This window comes from Nocardia nova NBRC 15556 (genome assembly GCF_001613005.1).
Classification (GTDB): Bacteria; Actinomycetota; Actinomycetes; order Mycobacteriales; family Mycobacteriaceae; genus Nocardia; species Nocardia nova.
Genome location: NZ_BDBN01000080.1, coordinates 14,554 through 38,344, shown reverse-complemented (window position 1 = coordinate 38,344; position 23,791 = coordinate 14,554). Strand labels below are relative to the sequence as shown.

20 protein-coding genes are annotated in these 23,791 nt (G+C 68.1%); 13 read left to right on the top strand and 7 right to left on the bottom strand.

Annotated elements, in window-relative coordinates; translation table 11 throughout:
* Positions 1-4 precede the first annotated feature (4 nt).
* The 4 genes from NN2_RS27560 to NN2_RS27545 form a co-directional block, all read right to left on the bottom strand.
* A complete protein-coding gene (locus NN2_RS27560) occupies positions 5-1,693 on the bottom strand; it encodes a sigma-54-dependent Fis family transcriptional regulator (protein ID WP_063017219.1) in 1,689 nt (562 codons plus the stop codon).
* A gap of 109 nt (positions 1,694-1,802) precedes the next feature.
* Entirely contained in the window at positions 1,803-2,918 is a 1,116-nt protein-coding gene (locus NN2_RS27555) for an NDMA-dependent alcohol dehydrogenase (RefSeq protein ID WP_063017214.1), read from the bottom strand.
* A gap of 21 nt (positions 2,919-2,939) precedes the next feature.
* A complete protein-coding gene (locus NN2_RS27550) occupies positions 2,940-4,451 on the bottom strand; it encodes an aldehyde dehydrogenase family protein (protein ID WP_063017212.1) in 1,512 nt (503 codons plus the stop codon).
* 155 nt (positions 4,452-4,606) lie between these two features.
* Complete coding sequence (locus tag NN2_RS27545; RefSeq protein WP_063017210.1) at positions 4,607-5,551, bottom strand: NADP-dependent oxidoreductase; 945 nt, start codon at positions 5,549-5,551, stop codon at positions 4,607-4,609.
* Positions 5,552-5,670: 119 nt separating this feature from the next.
* On the opposite strand from NN2_RS27545, the gene NN2_RS27540 reads away from it, so the two are divergent.
* From NN2_RS27540 to NN2_RS27525, 4 genes are all read left to right on the top strand, one after another.
* Positions 5,671-6,168, top strand: a complete 498-nt coding sequence (locus NN2_RS27540; protein ID WP_063017208.1) for a MarR family winged helix-turn-helix transcriptional regulator — start codon at positions 5,671-5,673, stop codon at positions 6,166-6,168.
* Between the two features lie 179 nt (positions 6,169-6,347).
* Positions 6,348-6,566, top strand: a complete 219-nt coding sequence (locus NN2_RS27535) for a ferredoxin (protein ID WP_063017206.1) — start codon at positions 6,348-6,350, stop codon at positions 6,564-6,566.
* Positions 6,563-7,954 carry an NAD(P)/FAD-dependent oxidoreductase gene (locus NN2_RS27530; RefSeq protein ID WP_063017204.1) on the top strand — a complete coding sequence of 464 codons (1,392 nt, stop codon included), beginning with the start codon at positions 6,563-6,565 and terminating at the stop codon, positions 7,952-7,954. The genes NN2_RS27535 and NN2_RS27530 overlap by 4 nt, the downstream gene beginning before the upstream one ends.
* Positions 7,955-7,984: 30 nt before the next feature.
* The gene (locus NN2_RS27525; RefSeq protein ID WP_063017203.1) at positions 7,985-9,238 is read left to right on the top strand and encodes a cytochrome P450; all 1,254 of its coding nucleotides are present in this window, start codon (positions 7,985-7,987) and stop codon (positions 9,236-9,238) included.
* Between the two features lie 19 nt (positions 9,239-9,257).
* Here the strand turns inward: NN2_RS27525 and NN2_RS27520 are convergent, their stop codons facing one another.
* Together NN2_RS27520 and NN2_RS27515 are read right to left on the bottom strand one after the other, a co-directional pair.
* Positions 9,258-11,252 carry an APC family permease gene (locus tag NN2_RS27520; RefSeq protein WP_063017202.1) on the bottom strand — a complete coding sequence of 665 codons (1,995 nt, stop codon included), beginning with the start codon at positions 11,250-11,252 and terminating at the stop codon, positions 9,258-9,260.
* Positions 11,253-11,341: 89 nt separating this feature from the next.
* On the bottom strand, positions 11,342-12,076 hold the full coding sequence (locus tag NN2_RS27515; RefSeq protein WP_063017234.1) for an IclR family transcriptional regulator: 735 nt from the start codon (positions 12,074-12,076) through the stop codon (positions 11,342-11,344).
* Between the two features lie 132 nt (positions 12,077-12,208).
* On the opposite strand from NN2_RS27515, the gene NN2_RS27510 reads away from it, so the two are divergent.
* Complete coding sequence (locus NN2_RS27510; RefSeq protein ID WP_082857313.1) at positions 12,209-13,621, top strand: acyl-CoA synthetase; 1,413 nt, start codon at positions 12,209-12,211, stop codon at positions 13,619-13,621.
* Positions 13,622-13,632: 11 nt separating this feature from the next.
* Here NN2_RS27510 and NN2_RS27505 read toward each other — a convergent pair whose 3' ends face one another.
* On the bottom strand, positions 13,633-14,265 hold the full coding sequence (locus NN2_RS27505; RefSeq protein WP_063017200.1) for a winged helix DNA-binding protein: 633 nt from the start codon (positions 14,263-14,265) through the stop codon (positions 13,633-13,635).
* Between the two features lie 213 nt (positions 14,266-14,478).
* Here NN2_RS27505 and NN2_RS27500 point away from each other — a divergent pair, with 213 nt between their 5' ends.
* The 8 genes from NN2_RS27500 to NN2_RS27465 are packed head-to-tail and all read left to right on the top strand — an operon-like array spanning position 14,479 to position 23,547.
* On the top strand, positions 14,479-15,672 hold the full coding sequence (locus tag NN2_RS27500; RefSeq protein WP_063017199.1) for a Rieske 2Fe-2S domain-containing protein: 1,194 nt from the start codon (positions 14,479-14,481) through the stop codon (positions 15,670-15,672).
* A 4-nt stretch (positions 15,673-15,676) separates the two neighbouring features.
* Positions 15,677-16,735 (top strand): FAD-binding oxidoreductase, encoded by a 1,059-nt coding sequence (locus NN2_RS27495; protein ID WP_063017198.1) that lies wholly within the window; start codon positions 15,677-15,679, stop codon positions 16,733-16,735.
* A 51-nt stretch (positions 16,736-16,786) separates the two neighbouring features.
* Positions 16,787-17,659 (top strand): VOC family protein, encoded by an 873-nt coding sequence (locus tag NN2_RS27490; RefSeq protein WP_063017196.1) that lies wholly within the window; start codon positions 16,787-16,789, stop codon positions 17,657-17,659.
* A 1-nt stretch (position 17,660) separates the two neighbouring features.
* Positions 17,661-18,953, top strand: a complete 1,293-nt coding sequence (locus NN2_RS27485) for an amidase (RefSeq protein WP_063017195.1) — start codon at positions 17,661-17,663, stop codon at positions 18,951-18,953.
* A complete protein-coding gene (locus tag NN2_RS27480) occupies positions 18,950-20,308 on the top strand; it encodes a M20 family metallopeptidase (protein WP_063017194.1) in 1,359 nt (452 codons plus the stop codon). Before NN2_RS27485 ends, NN2_RS27480 begins: the two co-directional genes overlap by 4 nt.
* Positions 20,305-21,063, top strand: a complete 759-nt coding sequence (locus NN2_RS27475; protein WP_063017193.1) for an aspartate/glutamate racemase family protein — start codon at positions 20,305-20,307, stop codon at positions 21,061-21,063. Before NN2_RS27480 ends, NN2_RS27475 begins: the two co-directional genes overlap by 4 nt.
* Before the next feature lie 46 nt (positions 21,064-21,109).
* Positions 21,110-21,964, top strand: coding sequence for an alpha/beta fold hydrolase (locus NN2_RS27470; RefSeq protein WP_063017191.1), 855 nt, complete (start codon positions 21,110-21,112; stop codon positions 21,962-21,964).
* On the top strand, positions 21,961-23,547 hold the full coding sequence (locus tag NN2_RS27465; RefSeq protein WP_063910894.1) for a flavin-containing monooxygenase: 1,587 nt from the start codon (positions 21,961-21,963) through the stop codon (positions 23,545-23,547). The genes NN2_RS27470 and NN2_RS27465 overlap by 4 nt, the downstream gene beginning before the upstream one ends.
* Positions 23,548-23,791 lie beyond the last annotated feature (244 nt).

The following is a 23,791-nucleotide window of genomic DNA, read 5'->3' as shown; positions in this document are numbered from 1 at the left end:
CGCGCTATCGGCACGCGGGACGGCCGAGCGACGATCGGCCGTCGGTGATGCGCAGCGCCTTGAGCCGGGCATACAGCGTGGTGCGGCTGATGCCGAGTTCGTGGGCCGTCTTGAGCTTGTTGCCCTGATTGCGGCGTAGCGCCTCGACGATGGCATCGCGCTCGGCGCGCTCGCGACCGGAAAGGCGGCGGGCCCGCGAGGACACGCGGTAACGGTCCGGCAGGTCGGCTACCGTCACGTCCCCGCGATGGCGATGCCGCAGCACATGCGCCAGGACGGCCTTGAGTTCGTGCAGGTTGCCGGGCCACGGGTGGGTGGCGAGCAATTCGATCACGCTCGGCAGCAACCGCACATCGGCGGACGGATCGAGCTCGTGCAGCAGGGTTTTCGTGATCGCGGGCAGTTCGGCGACGCGTTCGTGCAGCGGCGCCACGTCCACCCGCTGCACACACCTGGCCGCCAGCGCGGCATGCGCGCCGTGGGTAGTGCGCAGCGGCAGCGAGGTGAGCAACACTCTGCGCCCGCGCGCGGCGTCGATCGCATCGATCAGTTGGTCGACCACCGGCTCCGGCAGGGCATCGACCCCGTCGACGCAGACGGCGCCACCGGGGCCGGACAAGTTCTCCCGCAGCCTGTCGATCCAGTGCTGGGCGCCGTCCGCCGCGACGTCCGCGCATTGATGGAATTCCACGTCTGCGCCGCGCGCCAGCCGCCGAGCCTCGCTGCTGCGGCCGGTGCCTCGTTCGCCGACGATCAGAACCGGTCCCGTCGTCGCCCCTTCCAGCGCCCGGTGCCCGGTGGTGCCCGCCGGCATCCTGGTCACGGTCGCCGCCTCTTCGAGGGGTTCGAAGTGGAACAGCATGCCGGTGCCGGCGCCGGGCGCCTGGGACAGATGAATGCGCACCGCCGCACCGGACGCGAGCCGAACCTCGGTGACGCGCGGATGTGCGGCGGTCCGCTCCGCCAGCGGGCGCAACAGCGCGTAGTCGGACGGGCCGAGCAGATCCACCGCGCTCTTGTTGGTCAGCACGATGTCGTCACCGACCGCGGCGATGGCGCGCCGCTGCCGGGAAACGGTCTGGAACGCGGCCAGCAGCGCACGTTCGGACGCCTTGGCCTGATCCAGCAGCCGTTGTTCGATATCCTGTGCCGCCCGCTGCAGAAACGGGCCGAGCAGCGGATCGGCGTGGGTGTTGGTGCTGGTGATGTCCAAGGCGCCGACCAGGCGGCGGGTGACCGGATGCAGGATCGGGTGACCGTAGCAGGTGAATCCCTTGAAGCGCTCGATGTAGTGCTCGGAGCCGTTGACGGCGATGCCGCGGCGGGTTTCGAGCGCGGTACCCAGCGCATTGGTGCCGAAGGTGTCCTCGGCGAGGCTGGTTCCGCTCCGGATGCCCAGTGTGTCCAGCGCCTGCTCGAAGCGCGGATCGCCGAACCACCGGTAGACCAGCCGGCACTCGCGATCCGCGAGCAGCAGGCTGTAGGCGGTGTCGGCGAGGGCGACCGCCATCTGATCGAGAACCGGCCGCGCGGCCTCGAGCAGCCGGCTGCGCGGATCGACCTCCACCGTGGGCAGATCGGGGAATCCGTCGAATTCGGGTGGTACGCCGGACAGCTTCGAGCGCCGCCACGACAGCTCGATCTCCCGGCGCGGCGCCGACGCCGTCGCCTCGCCGCACTGCGATGTCGCCATCCGGTGCTACCTCCTGTCTGCCGGGCATACCCACGTCGGCCGCGGTTCGCCTGCCACGCTCCCGGGCGGGGACCGCGGCCGCCACCGTGACGGCGGCCGCGGGGCGGACCTACGATCCGGCGTGGATCACCACACCACGGATATTCTTGCCGTCGCGCAGGTCTTGATAGCCCTGATTGATGTCTTCGAGCGAATATCGCGTGGTGATCAGCTCGTCGAGCTTCAACTGGCCGCTGTCGTAGAGACGCAGCAGCCGCACGATGTCGTACTGCGGGTTGGCGGATCCGAACAGCGTGCCCTTGATGGTCTTCTCGTTCAGGGTCAGCTCGGCGCCGGAGACGTGAACGGTGAGCTTGGCCGGATCGGCCAGGCCCGTGACGACGACCGTCCCACCCTTGCCGATGACAGCGAAGGCGGCCGACACGACCTCCTCGGTCACCGTGCCGACGGTGATGATCGCCTGGTCGGCGCCCTGCCCCCAGGACAGTTCGGCGACCTTCTCGGCCGCCTCCTCGGCCGTCGAAAAGGCATGGGTGGCACCCATTTTCAGCGCCGTCTCGCGTTTGAAGCCGACCGGGTCGACCACCACGACGTACTTGGCCCCGGCATGGACGGCGCCCTGCACCGAATTGATGCCCAGCCCGCCGATGCCGTAGACGACGGTGATGTCACCGGCGCGCACATTGCCCGAGTAGACCGCGCTGCCCCACCCCGTCGGCACCCCGCAACCCACGACGACCGCGGTCTCGAGGGGCAGCCAGTCGTCGACCTTCACCACCGAATGCTGGGAGATCGTCGCCCGCTCGGAGAAGGTGCCCAGCATGCACATCGCACCGAAATCCATTCCGCCGGAATGGAATCGGAACGTCCCGTCGGGCATGCAGCCGTCCAGGATGGTCGCACCCATATCGCACAGGTTCTGCCGGCCGGTCGAACAGTACCGGCAGGTGCCGCAGTTGGGAATGAAACTGCACACCACGTGGTCGCCGGGAGCGACCTTGGTGACGCCGGGACCGACCTCCTCGATGATTCCCGAGCCCTCGTGCCCGCCGACGATCGGATAGCGCGGCGGCAGATCGCCGTCGGTGAGATGCAGGTCGGAATGACACAGTCCGGCTGCGGTGTAGCGGATCAGGACCTCGCCGGGGCCGGGCCCGTCCAGGTCGAGTTCCATCAGTTCGAACGGTTTGCCGGGCTCGACGAGTACTGCTGCTGTTGTCTTCACGAAAGTTCTCCTGCGCTGGAATCAGAGGGCGACGTTGACCGACTTGGTCTGCAAATACAGGTCCAGGCCGTCCGGGCCGAGTTCACGGCCCCAGCCGGACTGCTTGTAACCGCCGAAGGGCATCGCGGTGTCGAAGCCGTTGTACTGGTTGATCCACACCGAGCCGGCTTTCAGCTCGCGGGCCACCCGGTGGGCCTTGGAGATGTCACGGGTCCAGATGCCCGCGGCCAGGCCGTAGATCGAATCGTTGGCCTGGTGCGCGGCGGCCGCGATCCCTTCGTCGGCGTCGAACGGAAGCGCCGCCACGACCGGGCCGAAGATCTCCTCGCGCACGATGCTGAATTCGGGCCGCACGTCGACGAAGACGGTCGGTTGCACGAAGTATCCGGTGTCGCCGTGGCGGCCCCCGCCGGTGAGCGCCTTCGCCCCGTCGGCGAGGCCGGCCTGCAGATAGGCGGTGACGCGGTCGAACTGCTCCTGCGACACCAGCGGGCCCAGCTCGGTGGACGGGTCCAAGCCGGGACCGATCTTCACCCGCGAGGCGGCCTCGGCCACCGCGGCGGTGAAATCGCCGAAGATCTTGTCCTCCACATACAGTCGCGTCCCCGCGACACAGCACTGGCCGTGATTGAACAGCCAGGCGTTGAGCGAGCCGGTGACCGCGGCCTCGAAATCCGCGTCGGCGAACACCACGTTGGGGCTCTTGCCGCCCAGCTCCAGCGACACCTTCTTCAGATTGCCCTTGGCAGCGTCGACGACCAACTTGCCGACCTCCGTGGATCCGGTGAAGGCGACCTTGTCGACGTCGTCGTGCGCGGCCAGGGCGGCGCCGGCATCGCCGAATCCGGTCACGATATTGACCACGCCGGGCGGGAATCCGGCCTCCTGGAACACCTCTCCCAGCAGCAGCGCGGTCAGCGGAGTCTGCTCGGCGGGCTTGAGCACCACCGTATTTCCGGCAGCCAGCGCGGGGGCCAGCTTCCAGGCTGCCATCAACAGCGGGAAGTTCCACGGCACGATCAGCCCGCAGACCCCCACCGGCTCGCGCAGGGTGTACGCGTGGAACCGGCTGCCGGGCGGCGCGAACGGCATCGACACATCGACCGTGCTGCCCACGATCTTGGTCGCCCAGCCCGCGTAGTACCGGAAGACGTCGGCCGCCCACGCGGTGTCGACGACGGTGGCGACCGCCGCGGATTTACCGTTGTCCAGCGCCTCGAGTTCGCCGAACTGCTCCGCGCGTTCGGAGAGAAGATCGCCCACCCGCCACAGCAGCCGTTCGCGCTCATTGGGTTTCATCCACTGCCACGGCCCGTTGTCGAAGGCGCGGCGGGCGGCGCGGACGGCGCGGTCCACGTCGGCCGCCTCGCCGTGGACCACCTCCGCCAGCACACCGCCGTCGGCGGGATTGTGCGTCGCGAATGTCCGACCCGACTGGGCATCGGTCCATTCGCCGTCGATCAGCAACTGCTTTCGACCGCTGAGTACCGCCCGAACGTCCGCTCGGACCGGGAACTCGGAGACGACCGTCATCGAAACCTCCTGGCTACAACCTGATGTGATGCAAGCCATAGTGGGATGGATCGAGCATCGGGAAGTGTCCAGTTTCTGAACACCCGGCGTGAGCCGGCCGGCAGCGGTCCCGCGCCGGCACCCGTCGGTGTCGTCTCCCCGCCGGTCCGGCGCAGTCAGTCCGCGGCCGGGAGGACGACGACCTTGCCCCGCAACGTTCCCGCGGCCGCCCGGGTGTGCACCGATGCCAGCTCTGCCAGCGGGACACGCTCGTCGACATCGACGATCAACGCGCGAAGGTCCACGCGCGCAACGAGTTCCGCCAGTTGCCGCGCGTCGCTGCGGACGTAGACGTCGACGGCACGCACGCCGCGCGCCGCGTCGGCCGGGGCGGGCATCCACACGGTGGTGCCGACCACGACGCCGCCGTCGCGGACCAGTCCGGCCAGCGCCGCGAACTCGGCCGGATCGATCGGCGCGAGGTTGAGCAGGACGTCGATCGGCTCGGTCACCGCCGCGGTCACCTCGGTGGTGGTGTGGTCGACGACCTCGTCGGCGCCCCGCGCCTCGACGCGCTCGCGGCTGCGCGGACTGCCGGTGGCGATCACATGGGCGCCGGCCGCCTTGGCCAGCTGTACCGCATAACCACCCACGGCTCCCCCGGCGCCACTGATCAGGATCCGTTGCCCGGGCTTCAGTTCGGCGTGGTCGAACAGCGCCTGCCACGCGGTGAGTCCGACCAGCGGTAGCGCGGCCGCATCGGCGAGCGGGACGCTCGCCGGCGCCGCCGCCAGACTCCGCGCAGGGGCGAGCACGTACTCCGCCGCGGCGCCGTCGTCGGTGAACGGCAGGAAGCCTACGACCCGGTCACCGACCTTCGGCTCGTCGACGCCCTCGCCGAGCGCGTCGACGGTTCCGGCGACGTCCAGGCCGGGGATGTGCGGCAGGGCCAGCGGCATCGGGCCCTGCATCAATCCCGCGCGGATATTGCCGTCGACGCCGTTGAACGATGTCGCCGCGACGCGCACCCGGACCTGGCCGGGACCGGGAACCGGCCGGTCGACGTCCTCGTAGCGAAGGACCTCGGGATCGCCGTACTCGTGGAATCGAACCGCCTTCATCGTGGTGCCTCACTCTCGATGTGATGTGCTTCGAGTTCGAAGCACATCCGTCACGGTAGCAGTGCTTTGAATTCGAAGCAAGAGTTTCGAAATCGAAGCAAGAGTTGTACAGTCGTGCCATGTCCGAGACCCCGCGGCCCCTGGACGCCGTCCAACTGGGCGCGTATTTCGCCCTCATGGAGGTCGCCGGCCTGCTCCGGCACGCGGTCGAGCAGCAGCTGCGAGACGCCGGCGATCTGAGCTACGTGCAGTTCCAGCTGCTGGCGCGGCTCGGTCTCGACTCCCCCACCGGCAGTGAGCGCATGACCGATCTGGCCGACGGCGTCGTCTACAGCCGCAGCGGATTGACCTATCAGGCCGGTCTGCTCGAGAAGGCGGGACTGGTCACGCGCGCGCCCTCCGCGGACGACGAGCGCGGCGTCACGGTCACGATCACCGATGCCGGCCGGGCGCTGCTCGCCGAGGTCCTTCCCGGTCATACCGAGGTCGTCAACCAGCAACTCTTCGAACCGCTGTCCCGCGCGGACACCAAGGCGCTGGCCGAGCTGCTGTCGCCGGTGCGCGACCACATGCGTGCTGCGCCACCCCGCTCGGCGACACCCCGCCGCCGGCGATAACCCATCGGCCCGGCCGCTACGAATCCTTGGTGAGGTGCCCGCACGGCACCGGGCATTCCGGGACGTGTCCTCCGGTGGGAGTTCGCGTCGACCCTCGCGGGGATCAGCGCCGATCGGTCCGCAGCGGTCGCAAGGCAATCCGGCCCAATCAGACTCGGTTCGAACGAGGAGCTGAGGACATGCGCATCGTGGTCGATCTGAATCGGTGTCAGGGGTATGCCCAGTGCGTTCCGCTGGCACCGCAGGTGCTGCGGCTACTGGGCGACGAGGCGCTGGCCTACGACCCCAATCCCGACGACGGGCAGCGCCGCCGGGTCGTGCGGGCGGCGGCGTCCTGCCCGGTTCAGGCCATCCTGGTGGAAACCCACACTCCCGACGAGGCGGAGCCCGCGACATGAGGACCGCCTCGCTGATAGCGGACCTGGTCGACGCCTTCCGGGCCGAAGGCCGCATCGTGATCGTGGGCGCCTCGCTGGCCGGGTTGCGCGCGGCGGAAGCTCTGCGGGAGAGGGGCTTTCACGGAAGCTTGACCATCATCGGCGACGAGCCGCACGAACCGTACGACCGTCCGCCGTTGTCCAAACAGGTTTTGCAGGGATGGGTGCGCGCCGATCACACAGCACTTCCGCGGATGCGGGCCGTCGACGCGGACTGGCGGCTGGGGGTGGCCGCGACCGGCTTGGACCGAGCGAACCGGCAGGTCCTGTTGGCCACCGGCGATGCGGTGCCCTACGACCGGCTGCTCATCGCCACCGGCGTGCGGGCCCGGCCGTGGCCCAACCCGGCCGAGGCCGCCCTGCGCGGAGTGTTCACCGTGCGCACCCGCGAGGACGCTGCGGGGCTGCAGGCAGCGCTGAACGCGAATCCGCAGCGCGTCCTGGTCGTCGGCTCGGGATTCATCGGCTCGGAACTGGCCTCGGTATGCCGCGAGCGCGGCGTGCCGGTGACCGTCGCCGAACGCGGCGGCGGTCCACTGATCGGCCCGCTCGGCGGGGTGATCGGTGATATCGCCGCGCGGATGCAGCGCGGCGCGGGAGTCGACCTGCGCACCGGTGTGTCCGTCCGGTCCCTCGACGGCGACGCCGACGGAAAGGTGCGCCGGGCCTGCCTTTCGGACGGAACCACAGTGGACGTCGATGTGGTGGTCGCGTCGCTCGGGTCGATCCGCAATGTCGAATGGCTGCGCGGCGCCGGACTTGCCGCCGGTTTCTGGGGCGTCGGGTGCGATGCCGGTTGCCGTGCCTTCGACATCAACGGCGTGGTGACCGACAACGTCTTCGTGGCAGGCGATGTCGCACGGCAGCCTCATGTGCTCTACGAGTATCAGTTCATCTCGATGGAGCACTGGGACAACGCGGTATCCGGTGCGCAGGTCGCCGCGAACAACATGATCAGCCTGGAGACCGAACGGCGACCGCACTTGCCGCTGCCGTCGTTCTGGTCGGCGCAATTCGGGGTGAACATCAAGGGTGTGGGCGTGTGCTCGTTCGGCGACGAGATCGCGTTCACCCAGGGATCGCCCGAGGACTTTCGGTTCGCCGCCGTCTACGGCCGCCGGGGCCGCATCGTCGGTGCGGTGACCTTCGACCACGGCAAATGGCTCCCGTACTACGCGGCGATGATCGAACGATCGGCGCCGTTTCCGCCGCCACCGCCGGGCTACGACCGGGCCCCCGATCCGGCACCGATGCCGGCCCGCTTTCCCGATCCGCGAGTGCCGACCGGCATCCCCGACGTGGTGCTGACCGGCCACGACCCCACCTCACGAGGCGCCGAGTTCCATTGAGCGCCGAGTTCCGTCGAGCGAGGAGGCAGCATGACGGCGGCGACCGCCTGGGCCGAGGCGATGAGATTCGAACACCGCGCCGACCCGTACCCGTTCTTCGATCAGCTACGCCGGACCCCGGTCGCGCGCGTGGCCGACAACCTGTATGTGGTGACGGGTTATCAGGAACTGCTGGCGCTGGCGCACGACCCGCGGGTCAGCTCCGATATCGGCCGCAGCCCGCTGGGCAACCCCCTGGCAGGGAACGCCGGCGCCGCGAGCACGCCGAGCATCATCGTCTCCGATCCGCCCGATCACGATCGGGCCCGCCGCCAGGTGATGCGCCACTTCGGCCCGCCGCACTCGCCCGATGTCATCCCCGGCATGGAACCCGTGATCGTCCGGTTGTGCAACCGGCTGCTCGACGAATTCGAGGCCGGCGGCACGACCCGGATGGACGTGGTCGACGACTACGCCTACCCCGTACCTGTGACGGTGATTTCCACGATTCTCGGCATCCCGCTCGCGGACGAGCCCCGGTTCCACGCCTGGATCTACGACATGCTCACCGGCACCGATCTGGGCCCGGACGCGCGGACCGCAGAGGGCAAGGTTCGCGCCGGCCGGGCGCACGCCGGCCGTGACGCACTCACCCGATATCTGGCCGGCCTGATCGAGCAACTCCAGCGTGCGCCCGGCCCGGGGTTGCTGTCGCGATTGCTGCACGACGACGGCCCCGACGGCCCGATGCCGGTCGGACAGGTGCTGGCCAATGCGGTACTGCTGCTGATCGCCGGGCACGACTCGACGGTCAACACCATCGCCAACTGTGTGCTGACACTGTTGCGCAACCCCGGTTCCTACGACCAGGTGCGCGACCGGCCACATCTTCTGCCGCGCGCGATCGAAGAGGTCCAGCGGTTGCAGGCCGCGGTGCAGTTCTTCCCCAGCCGCAGCGTCACCGCCGATATCGAGATCGGCGGCACCGTGATTCCGGAAGGGTCCGCGGTGCATCTGGTCTACGCCGCCGCCAACCGCGACCCGAACCGGTTCACCGATCCGAACCGCTTCGACATCCAACGGCCCGACAACGAGCATTTCGGCTGGGGCAGCGGCATCCACACCTGCCCGGGCGGCCCGCTCGCGCGATTGGAAGTCAATCTCGCACTGGAGATCTTCCTACGCCGCGTCGTGACACCGCGGCTGGTCGTCGATCCGCCACCGTATCGGCGCAGCCAAATCTTCCGGGGACCACGACATCTGCTCATCGACGTCGACCACATCGCCGGCCGCGCCGATCGATGACCGCGGCGGAAACCTCCGATCAGGGAGCGACGATGCCGCGGCGGATCTGACCGGGGCTCGGTGTGACTGTGGGCGGCTTGCGATTTCGCGAAGAGCGCAGTTGGTAGGGAACGCTGGTGACCATGACACCCGGTTCGAACAGCAGGCGTGCTTTGAGCCGGAGCGAGCTCTGGTTGTGCAGCAGGTTCTCCCACCAGTGTCCGACGACGTACTCGGGGATGTAGACGCTGACCACGTCCCGGGGCCGCGATCGGCGGACCCGTTTGATGTATTCGACGACGGGACGGGTGATTTCGCGGTAGGGCGACTCGACGACCTTCAACGGAATGCTGACGTCGTGGCGCTCCCACGATTGGGTCAGCGCCCGGGTGTCGGTGTCGTCGACGTTGACCGTGACGGCGGTGAGGGTGTCCGGGCGGGTGGCGCGCGCGAACTGGACGGCCCGCTGAGTTGCCTTGTGCCAGTCCGAAACCAGCACGATCGCATGCACCCGGCCGGGCAGCGTCGTCTCCTCGTCGGGGTCGATGTCGAGTTCGGCGCGCACCGTCGCGTAGTGGGTGTGGATGGAATACATCATCAGCACCAGCAGTGGCATCGCGATGACCACGAGATAGGCGCCGTGACCGAATTTGGTGATCATGACCACGACCAGCACGACGCCGGTGAAGCAGGCGCCGAACGCGTTGATCGCCCGGGCCCGGTGGATGCGCCGGCGTTGCCCCGGCGCGGTCACCGCGCGTAGTTCGCGATTCCAATGCCGGACCATGCCGGTTTGGCACAGCGTGAACGAGGTGAACACGCCGACGATGTAGAGCTGGATCAACCTGGTGGTCTGTCCGTCGAAGGCGTAGATCAACCCGGCGGCGACCGCGGCGAGCAGGATGATGCCGTTGGAGTAGGCGAGCCGGTCTCCGCGCGTGTGCAATTGGCGTGGCAGGTAACGATGTTGGGCCAGGATCGAGGTCAGCAGCGGGAATCCGTTGTAGGCGGTGTTCGCGGCGAGGATCAGGATCAACGCGGTGGTGACCATCAGGTAGTAGAAGCCCAGGCTGCTGTCGCCGAAGACCGCCCCCGCGATCTGCGCGATGACGGTCTTCTGGGCGTCGGTGCGGCAATCACCCGGAAAGCCGATCAGGTCGCAGGTATTCTCGGCGACGCGCGTGTGGGTGATCATCGCCAGCGCGGTGACACCGGTGAACATGGCGATCGCCAGCACACCCATCGCGGTCATGGTCCGGGCCGCGTTGAGCGACTTCGGTTTTCGGAACGCGGGGACGCCGTTGGAGATCGCTTCGGCCCCCGTCAGCGCCGTACACCCCGAGGAGAACGCCCGCAGCGCGAGAAATGCCACCGCGGCCGTGCCGAGGCCGGCGTGCGCGGCGTTGATCTGGTAGTGCGCGCTCTCGGCGACCGGTGCGTGCCCGATCAGCGTCTCGACCACACCGATCGAGATCATCACCATGACGCCGGCGACGAAGGCGTAGGTCGGCACGGCGAACGCCCGGCCGGATTCTCGCACCCCACGCAGGTTCATCGCGGTCAGCGCCACGATGAACCCGATATCGATCAGCACCCGATGCGGGTTCAGCGCCGGCGCCGCGGAGATGACGTTGTCCACCCCCGCCGCGACCGATACCGCCACCGTCATCACGTAATCGACCAGCAGCGCCGCCGCGACGACCAAACCCGGTATCGCCCCGAGGTTCTCGGCGACGACCTCATAGGATCCACCGCCCGACGGATAGGCGCGCACGACCTGGCGATACGACAACGCGACCACCGCCAGCAGCACGACGACACCACCGGCCACCCACGGTGTCAGATACAGATAGCTGAGCCCGCCCAGCGTCAGGATGAGCAGAATCTCCTGAGTCGCATACGCCACCGAGGACAGCGGATCACTGGCGAAAATCGGCAATGCCAGCCGCTTCGGCAACAGCGTCTCCCCGAGCCGATCGCTGCGAAACGGTCGTCCCAGCACCACCCGTTTGGCGACGTCGATCGGTGAAACCACGATTAATCAGCCTAAATCCGGCAAACCCGAAGCCAGTGATCGCGAGGCGTAGGGAAAACGTAAAAAATCCCGCGCCGCGGCCGCAGACCTCACTCGCCGAGCAGCCGTTCGACGGCGGCACGGGTCGCCAGAGCCCGGGCTCCGTAATCCTCGAAAAGCGCGGGGGTCAGCCGCGACGACGGCCCGGAGATGCTGAAGCATGCGCGGGCCGGCCCGTAGCGCCCGCGCAGGGCCACCGCGACCGCGCAGATTCCGTCGTGCAGCCCTTCGATCGTGGTGGCGTATCCCCGTCGGCGGATGAGAGCGATCTCCTCCCAGAGTTCGTCCGCGTCGGTGATGGTGTGTTCGGTGGTCTTGGCGGGGGCGTGGGACAGGTAGGCCGCGATCCGTTCGTCGGACAGGGTCGCGAGGAACGCCTTTCCGGTCGCGGCGGCGTGCAGCGGCAGCCGGGTGCCCAGCGCCATGAACGCGCGCACCTGGTGCGAACTGTCGAGACGTTCGATGAGCACCAGTTCGTCGCCGTCGGGAACCGCGAGATGCACTGTCTCACCGGTCGACATCTGCAGCGCGGACAGCTCCGGCAGCGCCACCTCACGCAGATTGTCGCGACCCGCGACCGCGCTACCCACCCGGAAAGCCAGACCGGTGATCTCCCACCGTCCTTCCGGTGACGACCGGACCCACCCGGCCTCCTCGAGGGTTTTCAGACAGCGCTGCACCGTACTTTTCGGAACCTCCAGCCGCCGGGCGAGGTCGCTGAGACCCGCGGGCTGCAGCCGCGCCACCTCCTCGAATACCCGCAGGGCGGTCAGCACGCTGTTCACGACCGCGCCCTTGCGCCGAACGCGCGGCGGCACACCCGTTGTTGACGGAGTCGTCTGGAGCTAATACCGTCACTGGTCCATAATGTAGCACATCGGTCCACAATGCGGACCATACACGAGAAAGTGGCCCTCATGCCAGTTCCTCTTCTCACCGGGTTGCAGACCGCAACGGCCGAGTCCCGCCCCGCCGTCACGATCGGCGACATCGCCCTGCGGCCCGATGCGCTGTTGGGCGCGGCGGGCGCGCTCGCGCATCGCCTCGCCGGCGCCGGATGTGTCGCCATCGACGCCCGCCCCAGCGTCGACACCGTGATCGCCGTCGTGGGCTGCCTGCTGGCCGGTGTGCCCGCGGTCCCCGTTCCCCCGGATTCCGGCGCGGTCGAACGCCGCCACATCCTCACCGACTCGGGCGCCGAATTATGGCTCGGCGCAACGGATTCCGATATCTCCCTGCCCGCGGTCACGGTCGACCCGCGCGCCTCCGAATCCTGGACGGGCCCAGAACCCGATCCGGCCACGGCGGCGCTGATCGTCTACACCTCCGGGACCACCGGCGCGCCGAAGGGAGTGGTGCTGTCGCGCGCCGCGATCGCCGCCAGCCTGGACGGACTGCGCGACGCGTGGCAGTGGAGCGCCGACGACGTTGTCGTCCACGGGCTTCCGCTGTTCCACGTGCACGGCCTGGTGGTCGGCGTGCTGGGCGCCCTGCGCACCGGATCGCCGCTGGTCCACACCACTCGCCCGACCCCCGACCGATACGCCGCGGCGGGCGGATCGCTGTATTTCGGCGTGCCGACGGTCTGGTCGCGGGTCTGCGCCGATCCGGATTCCGCGCGGGCGCTCGCCTCCGCTCGCCTGCTGGTCTCGGGGAGCGCGCCGCTGCCGGTTCCGGTGTTCGAAGGGTTGCGGGCGCTTACGGGCAGCGCGCCGATCGAGCGGTACGGCATGACCGAAACCGTCATCACACTCAGCACCCGATACGACGGTGAGCGCCGCCCCGGCTGGGTCGGACTACCGGTGACCGGAGTGAAAACCCGGCTCCGCTCGGACTCCGGCGATACCGTCGGCCACGACGGCGAAACTCTCGGCCGCCTCGAAATCGCCGGGCCCACACTGTTCGACGGCTACCTCCACAACAAGGCCAAGACCGACGAGGTCATGTCGCTCGACGGATGGTTCGACACCGGCGACATCGCCGTGATCGATCCGGACGGCTTCCACCGCATCGTCGGTCGTGAATCGGTCGACATGATCAAATCCGGCGGCTACCGGATCGGCGCGGGCGAGGTCGAACACGCACTGCTGTCGCACCCGGGCGTGCGCGAGGCCGCTGTGGTCGGTGTCCCCGATGCCGATCTCGGCCAGCGCATCGTGGCATATGTCGTCGGCGAGCCCGGAAACCACGACGCCCTCATCGATTTCGTCGCCGGATCACTGGCGGTACACAAGCGGCCGCGTGAGATTCGCATGGTCGAGGCGCTGCCACGCAATGCGATGGGCAAGATCCAGAAGAAGACGCTCCTCAGTGATCACACCCCGCACTGACCGGACACCGTTCACCCGGCTCCGTCACCGCGCCGCCGGCGCCGCTTCGCGGCCGGTTCGGGTTCGGCCTCGTCGCCCTCGGCCGGGAACATGACCGCCGGATTGATGGTGGCCAGGTCACGACTGGCCGCCGCGTAGAGGCCGGTCAGAATGTGCATCGTGCGGACCGCGTGCCGCATTTTCGTTGTCACATCGGATAATTCGGCCAAATTGGCTGTGAGCAGTTCACGCCGCAACGCGGCATAGCGATCGGAGATCTCGCGCCCGGCCTCGGTCACCCGGAACACCGACGAGGTGCCCGACTTGGTGCGCTCGAGCAGACCCAGGCTGACCAGCTTCCGCAGGTTGTACTGCAGATTGGGCAGATCCTCGCGATTGGTCAGCTGCGCGATGGTCGCGGTGTCTTTGGCGCGTTCCTGCATGCGCACGACATGCAGCGCCACGACTTCGTTGAAGGCCAGATCCACATCCCCGGCGATCCGTAACGCCTGCACGGCGAACCGCTCGAACGCGCCCTCGACCTGCAACAGGGCGAATTCGAAGGCGGTCATCGCCTCTTCGTGGGTGTTCTCGGCCAGATGCCAGCGACGTTCCGGATCCAGATTCGCGGGCCGGTCGGCGCCGGCGGCTTCGGTGGCGGTCATAGGACACCAGCCAACACGGGTAACCCGGCCGACCGCAATGTGGAACATGAAATTTACGTTGAAAGTCTATTGATAGTCCACGAAGATTCTGTAATGTGGCTCAGGACACCACGGTGTCCAGCCCACATTCCGCGCCGCATTCCCCGCCGCGCCACTCATCACGGATCAACCACGCACACACCGCGTGGTCCCCACCTCGATGGAGGTTTCTCGATGTCCGCTGACCACTACAACGGCACCTCGGCCGGTGTGACCCGGCACTACGCCCCCTACGTCCAGGCCGACTGGGGCTACGCCAACCACTGGTATCCCGCACTGTTCTCCACCGAGCTCGCCGACGGCACCGTCAAAGGCGTCACCATCGGCGGCCACGACATCGCCCTGCGCCGGTCGGCGGGTAAGGCCTACGCGCTGTCGGATCGGTGTATCCACCGCGGCGTGAAACTGTCGGCGAAGCCCATGTGCCTGTCCGAGAGCACCGTGACCTGCTGGTACCACGGCTACACCTACAGCGTCGACGACGGCAGCCTCACCACCATCGTCGGCAATCCCGACGATTCGCTGATCGGGCGGGCCGCGATCCGGACCTATCCGGTCGAAGAAGTCAACGGCATGATCTTCGTCTTCGTCGGCGACGCGGACTACGGCACCCCGCCGCCGCTCGAGAGCGATCTGCCGATGCGAGTCACCAACGACCCCAACAACTCTCCCGTCGCCCACCTGATGGACGACAACATCATCGTGCGCGGCATCCACCGCAAGCTGGTCGGCAACTGGCGCCTGGCCGCCGAGAACGGCCTCGATCCGGGACATCTGCTGGTGCACTGGGACAACCAGATCCTGGTGGCCCTGGACCGCGCCCTGCCGCTCGGCGTCAATGCCCTCACCGACGACGCCACCGAGGAGATCGACATCCCCAACGGGCCCAAGGGCGTGATGAACCGCTACGACCGGCCCGATCTGTATCAGCCGGTGCTGGAGAACCCGAAGGTCGACATCAAGGCCCGCGGCAGCGTTCAGCACTACTTCCGCACCTCGCTGTGGGTGCCGGGCGTGTTGATGGTGGAGCACTGGCCGATCACCGACGTCGTGCAGTACGAGTTCTACGTCCCGATCGACGACCACCACCACGAGTACTGGGAGGTCGTGGCGACCCGCGCCCACACCGACGAGGAACGGGCCGAATTCGACTTCAAGTTCGAGCATTTCTTCAAGCCGCTCGCGCTCGAAGGCTTCAACAACAGCGACGTGTTCGCCCGCGAGGCCACCGAGGAGCACTACACCCGCTTCGACGGCTGGAACAACGAAATGCTCTGCGACATGGACTATTCCATCATCGCGTGGCGCAAGATGGCCGCCCGTCACCTGCGCGGATACTTCGAATCGCCGTATCGGGACGAGGACTGACCGCATGACCATGTCTCCGAGCGAAATCCGCTCCACCGACCGCGCGGACACCGGAACCCATTGTGTCCGTTTGCGTTACACCGACACGGTGAAGGAGATCCACGTACCGGAAGGCATTTCCGTGCTGGACGCCGCCGGCGCCGCCGGCGTGCGGCTGGCCCATCAATGCGGGATCGGCACCTGCGGCACCTGTATCGGCCGGATATCGGCCGGAGACGTGGTCATGCCCGAAGGCCGCGTCTACCCGTTGCGCGCGGACGAATCGGCGGCGGGCATGCGGCTGCTGTGCCAGGCGCGTGCCCGTTCCGACGCCGAGATCGACCTCGACTACCCGGCGGCCCTGCTCGACGAGAACCCGATCATCACGACCGCCACCAAGGTCGCCGGCCTCACCTGGCTGGCCGATTCCGTGGTGGAACTGCAGATCCGGTTGCCGAAGTCGGCGAAATTCTCCTTCCGGGCGGGACAGTACGTGCGGCTGCGGGTGCCCGGCACCAGCGAATGGCGCTCGTACTCCATGGCTTCCGGGGAACGGGAGAAGCGCCGGCTCACCTTCACCGTGCGCGTCCTGCCGTCCGGGGCGATGTCGCACTATCTGCGTGAGCGCGCCGCCGTCGGCGACGAGCTCGAGATGGAGGGCCCGATGGGGTCGTTCGGACTGCGTCCCGAACCCGGTCCGATTCTGATGGTGGCGGGCGGCACCGGACTGGCCCCGATGTTGTCGATGCTCGACACGCTGCAGACCGCACGCGATCGCGACCGCATCGAGCTGGTTTTCGGCTGTACCCGCGGACCCGATCTGTTCCACCTCGACGAGCTCGCGGGACGGCGCAGTTTCACCCCGGGGCTGTCGGTACGGGTGGTGGTCGACGAGCCGTTCGACCATCCCGACGTGCTCACCGGTAATCCGGTCAGCGTGCTCACCGCGGCCGACGTCGCCGACCCGAACACCAGCGCCTACCTGTGCGGTCCCCCGGCCATGCTCGATGCGGCCCGCGTCCGGCTGAGCGAACTGGGCCTGCCGCCCGAGCGGATCCACGCCGAGCAATTCCTCCCCAGCTGATCACCACCGGCGGCCCGGCCGCCGGTGCGCACAGATTGTGAACGAATCATCATGAGCATCGCCCGACTCGGGGCTCTGACCGTCGAGGTCGCCGATATCGACGCCTGGCAGCATCTGCTGGTCGACCTTCTCGAACTCGATGCCCGGCCCCGCACCTCGTCGGCGGATCCGCTGCTGATCCGCCTCGACGACCGCCACCACCGCATCGCGTTGTATCCCGGTGCCGAGGACCGCGTCCGGCGGGTCAGCTGGGAGGTGAACACTCCCGAGCAGCTGAAGACGCTGGCCGAGGCGGTCGAGGCCGAAGGCATCGAGGTCGAGCGGGTGGCCGCCGGCGACACGTTCGATGTCGCCGCCGCCATCCGGTTCGCCGATCTGGACGGGTTTCCCACCGAGATCGGCTACGGCGTGCTGACCGACCACCACCCGGTACGGCCCGGCGGGGTGATCAGCGGCTTCGTCACCGGCGAACTGGGCCTGGGGCATGTGGTCTACATGTGCTCGGACTATCCGGCGGCGGTGGACTTCTACACCCGCGTCCTCGGTTTCCGGCTCACCGACTACATCGTCTGGGACGGCGCGGATGCCACCTTCCTGCACTGCAATTCACGCCATCACAGCCTGGCGTTGATGAACGAATGCTTCGGGATGCGCGGCGGCGACCTCAACCATCTGATGATCGAGACCGCCACGCTCGACGACGTCGGCCGGGCCTACGACCGGATCACCGCCGCGGGCATCGATCTGAAGATGACGCTCGGTCGCCACACCAACGACGGGGTCACCTCGTTCTACCTCTCCACGCCGTCCGGCTTCGGCATCGAAATCGGCTGGGGCGGAGCCGTTGTCGACGAGGACTGGGTCGTGCAGACCTACGACGCCCCGGCGCGCTGGGGCCACGAGGTCCGGAAGAAGGTGAGCTGAGATGACCGTGGACGCCACCACCGGCGAGCACACCGAGACCTCGAGCATCACGACGGTGGAACGCTATCTGGAGCGCGTCGCCGTACGCGACGAATCCGTCCGTGCCTGGGCCTTTCTCGATCCGGACCGGGCTCGCGCGCAGGCCCGCGCACTCGATGCCGAAACGCCCCGCTCGCCGCTGCACGGAATTCCGGTGGGCATCAAGGACATCATCGACACCGCCGATCAGCCGACCGCCTACGGCAGCCCCCTCTGGTCGGGACATCGCCCCGGCCGCGATGCCGACGCGGTACGCCGGCTGCGCGCGGCAGGCGCGCTGATCTTCGGCAAGACCGCCACCACCGAGTTCGCCACCTACGAGCCGGCCCGCACCCGGAACCCGCACAATCTCGAGCACACACCGGGCGGATCGTCGAGCGGCTCGGCGGCAGCGGTCGCCGACGGCCAGGTGCCCATCGCCCTGGGCACCCAGACCGCCGGATCGGTGCTGCGTCCCGGCTCCTACTGCGGCGTCTTCACGCTCAAACCCAGTTACGGCCGGTGGTCGTTCGACGGCGTGCTGCCGGTGGCGCTGAGCTTCGACACCCTCGGCGCGTTCGCGCGGCATCCGGTGTGGCTCGGCGCGGTCGACCAGGTCCTCACGGACCGAGTACAGACCGCGGTACTGCCCGCCACCCGCGACCTCACCGTCGGTGTGCTGGGCCCCCCGTGGGACGACCGCGCCGGGACCGACGCGCTGGAGCGCCTGGAATCGTTCGCCGCCGGCCTGCGCGCCCACGGCACCACCGTCACCGAGATCGCCGTTCCGCCCGAGCTGGCCGAGCTCGACGACGCACACGCGCTGATCATGGCCGCGGAGGCCGCCGCGGCACTCCACGACCGCGTCGGCCGCGACGGAACCGACGGGATCAGCGCCCGGCTGGCCGAATTCCTCACCCGTGGCCGCACCGCGGAGCCGAGCCGAATTCAGCACGCGCGCAGCGTTCTTCGCGCTGCCCGGCGCTTCGTCGACGGTGCGCACCGCCGCGCCGACGTGCTGTTGACCCTCGCCGCGACCGGGGAGGCGCCGCACGGCCTGGACAGCACCGGCGACCCGGTGTTCAACAAGCTCGCCAGCGTCGCCGGGCTGCCCGCGGTCGGCTTGCCGACCGGCACCGGCGCCACCGGACTGCCGCTCGGCGTGCAGCTCATCGGCCCGACCGGCACCGACCATTCGCTCGTGCGCATCGCGACCTGCGTGACCGACCGGGTCGGGCTGGCCGCCCGCTGCCCGCTACCGGAGGAACAGCGATGAACGACGCCATCACCAGCACGGAGGGCGCGGCGGAATCGATCCAGGACCTACCGCTGGACGACGACCGGCGCGCGATGTACGAGGCGGTCTGCGATCGACTCGACCCCGACCGCTTCCGCGATCTGCTCGTCTCGCTGGTCGACATCCACAGCCCCACCGGACGCGAACGCGCGGCCTCGGAATTCATGGCCGACCATCTGCGCCACGCGGTCGGCATCGACGCCGCCTATCGACCGGTCAGCGAGCACACCGGCAATGTGCTGGGCGAGATACGCGGCAGCGGCGGCGGCAGCCGGCTACTGCTGTACGCGCCGATCGACACTCACATCGACCCCGAGGCCGATGTGCCGTGGGTCGGGCCGCGATTGCGTCCGGATATGGTGCCCCAGGCGCGGGTGGACGGTGATCTGGTGATCGGGCTCGGCGCCTCGAATCCGAAATGCATGGTGGCCGGGCTGACCGAGGTCGTCCACGCCGTCGCGGACGCCGGTGTGCCCCTGATCGGTGATCTGGCGATCGGCTTCGCGGGCGGCGGAATGCCGGTCACCATGAGCGACCGCGACAACGTGGGCATGAGCAGCGGGGTGTTCCACCTGCTCACCCACGGCGCGATGCCCGATCACGCCATCGTCCTGAAACCGTGGTGGGCCGTCTACCCGGAGGAACCGGGCATGTGCTGGTTCAAGGTGTCGGTGCGCGGCACCTTCGGATACGCCGGAATCAGCAGGGGCACACCGGGGTTCCGCTCGTCGATCGTGCCGGCCGCGCGCGTGGTCGAACATATCGAGGCCTGGCTGCCCGAATACACCGCGCGCAACACCTCCGGCTCCACCATTCCCGAGGGGTGGATCTCGGCCCTGCGTTCCGGAAACCCGGACAAGCCGGCATTCCCCTCCGCGACCACCGAGATCTACCTCGACGTCCGGGTCAACCCCCGAACCACTCCGGGCGAGGTGCGAAACCAGTTCGCCCGGTTGATCTCCCACATTCGCGCGACCGAGCCCGATATCGACCTCGACTGGGAGATGTACGGGTCGCTGCCCGGCGGCATGACCGATCCCGGCAACTGGATCATCCAGTCCTGCCGGCGCGGCTGGGAAGAGGTGGAAGGCCGTCCCTACGAATCCACACCACTACTCGGCGGCCAGACCGACGGAACCCTCATCCGCCGCATGGGCGTGCCCTGCGCGCGCATCGGCTATCCCTGGCCGCCCGCGACCGCACCCGCCGAACTGAACGAAGGCCTGGGCGGCATGGGCGTCGCGTCGGTCTCCGACGTGATGACCGCGGTGCGCGCCGTCGCCTACGCCGTCGTCGACACCCTGACCCGAACCCGAGAGGACGTGGGACTGTGAGCCCAGAACGCAAGGTACTCAACATCGTTCCCGTACCGGTGCCGCCGGAGGCGCTGGCCGCCTTCGCCGCCCAGATCCCGGACGACATCGTGCATCCCGGATTCGAGAACGTCTTCGTCAGCGCCCGCGCCGGCGGCACCACATTGGACAGCGCCTACGAAACGACCTTGGCCGACGCCTTCGTCCTCGAGGCCGGATCTCGCGCTGAGGAACAGGGATACGCGGCGGTGTGCGTGAACTCGATGAGCGATTCGGCGCTGGCGGCGCTGCGCTCCCGGCTCACCATTCCGGTGGTCGCACCGAGCCAGGCCTCGATGCTGCTGGCGTCGTTGCTGGGCAAGAAATTCTCGGTGATCACGATGTGGCCGCAGTGGCACGAGCTGTACCACAAGGCGGCCCGCGAGCAAGGGCTCGGTGCCCGCATGGCCTCCGTCCGCGATATCGGCGTCGCACCCGATACGGCCGAATTGCTCGCCGGCAAAGAGGATTTCGTCTTCGCCGCTCTCGAACGGGAGGCACGCGCCGCGATCGACGACGACGGCGCCGACGTGATCGTGCTCGGCTCGACCACGATGCACCAGTCCCATGCCTACCTGTCACGTGTGCTGGAGGTGCCGGTCCTCAATCCCGGCGTGGTGGCCTACAAACTCTGCGAGCTGCTCGTGGTGACCGGCTTGAGCCACAGCAAACGCGCCTTCCCGTCTCCCGCTCTCGTGCAGGACGACCTGCTGTCGGCACTGGCCGCGACCCACTGAATCACCCGACGTACCGAACCACTCAGGCAACCGGAGGAAGTACACGATGACCGCCGAGAATCCCGAAATCGGCCGGAGCATGCGCACCGGCACCTTCGACACCAACTACCACGACGTCGGGACCGGCGACCCGGTGCTGCTGCTACACGGCTCCGGCGCCGGAGTCTCCGCCTGGGCGAACTGGCGCGGCCTGATTCCGGTGCTGGCCCGAGACTTCCGCGTCGTTGCCCCGGATCTGGTCGGCTTCGGCTATACCGGACTCCCCGAACCGGCCGACTTCCACATCTTCGACACCTGGATCGATCAGATATCGGCTCTGCTCGACGGCCTCGGTATCGAGAAGGCACACGTGGTCGGAAATTCCTTCGGCGGCGGGCTCGCCCTGCACTTGGCCACCCGGCATCCGGAGCGCCTGAACCGGATCGCGCTGATGGGCGCGGGCGGAGTCAAGATGCGCTTCACCGAGGAGCTCGATCAGCTCTGGGGCTACACCCCGTCGGTACAGAACATGAAGAACATCATGGACATCATGGCCTACGACCGGTCGCTCGTGACGGACGAGCTGGCCGAACTGCGCTACCGCGCCACTATCCGGCCCGGCGCGCAGGAAGCCTTCGAGAAGGTTTTCCCGCCCCCGCGGGCGCGCTGGCTGGACGCCCAGATCGTGCCCGACGAACAACTCGCGGCCATCCCGCACGAGGTGCTGCTGCTGCACGGACGCGAAGACCGCGTGGTACCGCTGGAGGCGTCACAGCACATGTTCGCCACGATCCCGAACGCGCAGCTGCACGTGTTCGGCCACTGCGGGCACTGGACACAGATCGAGCACGCACAGCGCTTCCAGCAGTTGGTGTCCGCCTTCTTCCAGGAAGCACGCAGCACGGCCGGAGTGCCCGCGTGAGCGCGCCGGGCGATGCCGGAACCGAGGCCGCGGGAGGTGAATCCTCCGTGCGGGTCGCTGTCATCGGAGCCGGGGTCTCCGGACTTTGTGCGGCGAAACTGCTGACCGAATTCGGATTCGACGTCACGGTCTACGACCGCACCCCCGACGTCGGTGGGGTGTGGAGCCGCACCCGCCGGTATCCGGGCGTCACCACGCAGAACAACAAGGGCACCTACGCGTTCTCCGACTTCCCGATGCCGCGCGCCTATCCGCAATTTCCCAGCGGCGCCCAGGTGCAGAACTATCTCGAGGACTACGCGACCCGGTTCGATCTGCATCGCCTCATCCGCCTCCGGACCGAGGTGACCGATGCCGCCCAGGACGAGCGGACCGGGACCTGGACGCTGATCGTCCGGGACCTCACCTCCGGGACGGAGGCACCGGCGGTCTTCGACCACCTCATCGTGGCAACCGGCATCTTCTGCGATCCGTTCGTTCCCGAGTATCCGGGCCGGGAGGATTTCGAACGCGCCGGCGGAAGAGTTTGCGCCGCATCGGATTTCACCCGGCTCGACGACGCGGCCGACAAGGATGTCGTCGTGGTGGGTTACGGCAAATCCGCCTGCGATATCGCGGAAGCGCTCAGCGACGTCGCTCGCTCGACCACCGTCGTGGCCCGGGAGGTGACATGGAAGGTGCCGCGCAGGCTTGCCGGGCTGGTGACCTACAAATACATCCTGCTCACCCGTTTCAGTGAGGCGCTGTTCGACCATATCGACCAGCGCGGGTTCGCTCGATTCCTGACCGGGCCGGGACGTTTCCTGCGCAACGCGCTGCTCGGGGGCATGGGTTTGATCGTGCGCCGGCAGTTGCTGCTGGACCGGCTGGGACTGGTGCCCGACGGCCCGTTCGAGCGCGTGGTCCGCCACGCGGTGAGCCTGGCCACCGAGAACTTCTACGAGAAGATCCGCGACGACGTCATCACCCTGCACCGCGGCGCGGTCATCACGCGACTGCACGAAAAGGACGGCAAACCGACCATCGCACTGTCCGACGACACGCTGCGAGATGCCGACATCGTGGTCTGCGCCACCGGTTTCGTTCAGCGCGTGCCGTTCCTGCGTCCCTCGGTGCAGGATCGGCTCACCGACGGCGACGGCAACTTCCTGTTGTATCGCCAGATCCTGCCACTGGATGTGCCGAATCTGTTCTTCGTCGGTTACAGCTCGTCGCTGGTCAGCCCGATCGCCGCCGAGGCCTCCGCGATGTGGGTGGTCGACTATCTGGCCGGTGGCGGCACCGGCCTGCCCTCGGCCGAACACCGACGGGAGTTCGCCCGGCGCCGCCTGAACTGGATGATCGAACGCACCGAGGGCAAACAAGCCCGCGGCACCAACATCATTCCGTTCTCGATTCGCCACGTCGACGAGATCCTGGACGAGATCGGGGTGAACATCGGCCCCGTGGCCAGGCTGCGGCAATGGCTGCTTCCGGTGAAGCCTGCCGCGTATCGGTCCGCGACCGCGGCACTCCATCGGCGCTACCCCCGTGGAGGCGCCGATGCCGCCGGTGCGGGGATTCCGGCATCCTCCGCGCGCTGACCAAGCCCTTGCATGGTCCGGGTGATTCGGGCGCCACGATCACCCGGCCCACCAGCCGAGACCGTCTTCCTGTTGCCAACCGCACAGAGATCATCGGCTGCGCCGCAGTATAATTGATTAGATAGGCTAAACAACGTGGATCGGCGGACCGCCGACCGGCTCACCCGGCGTCGCGCCGCATCCACTCTCCGAGCCCATCCGCAGCAACCGAACGTTGCTCTTCACCGAACAAGGAGCTGACCGC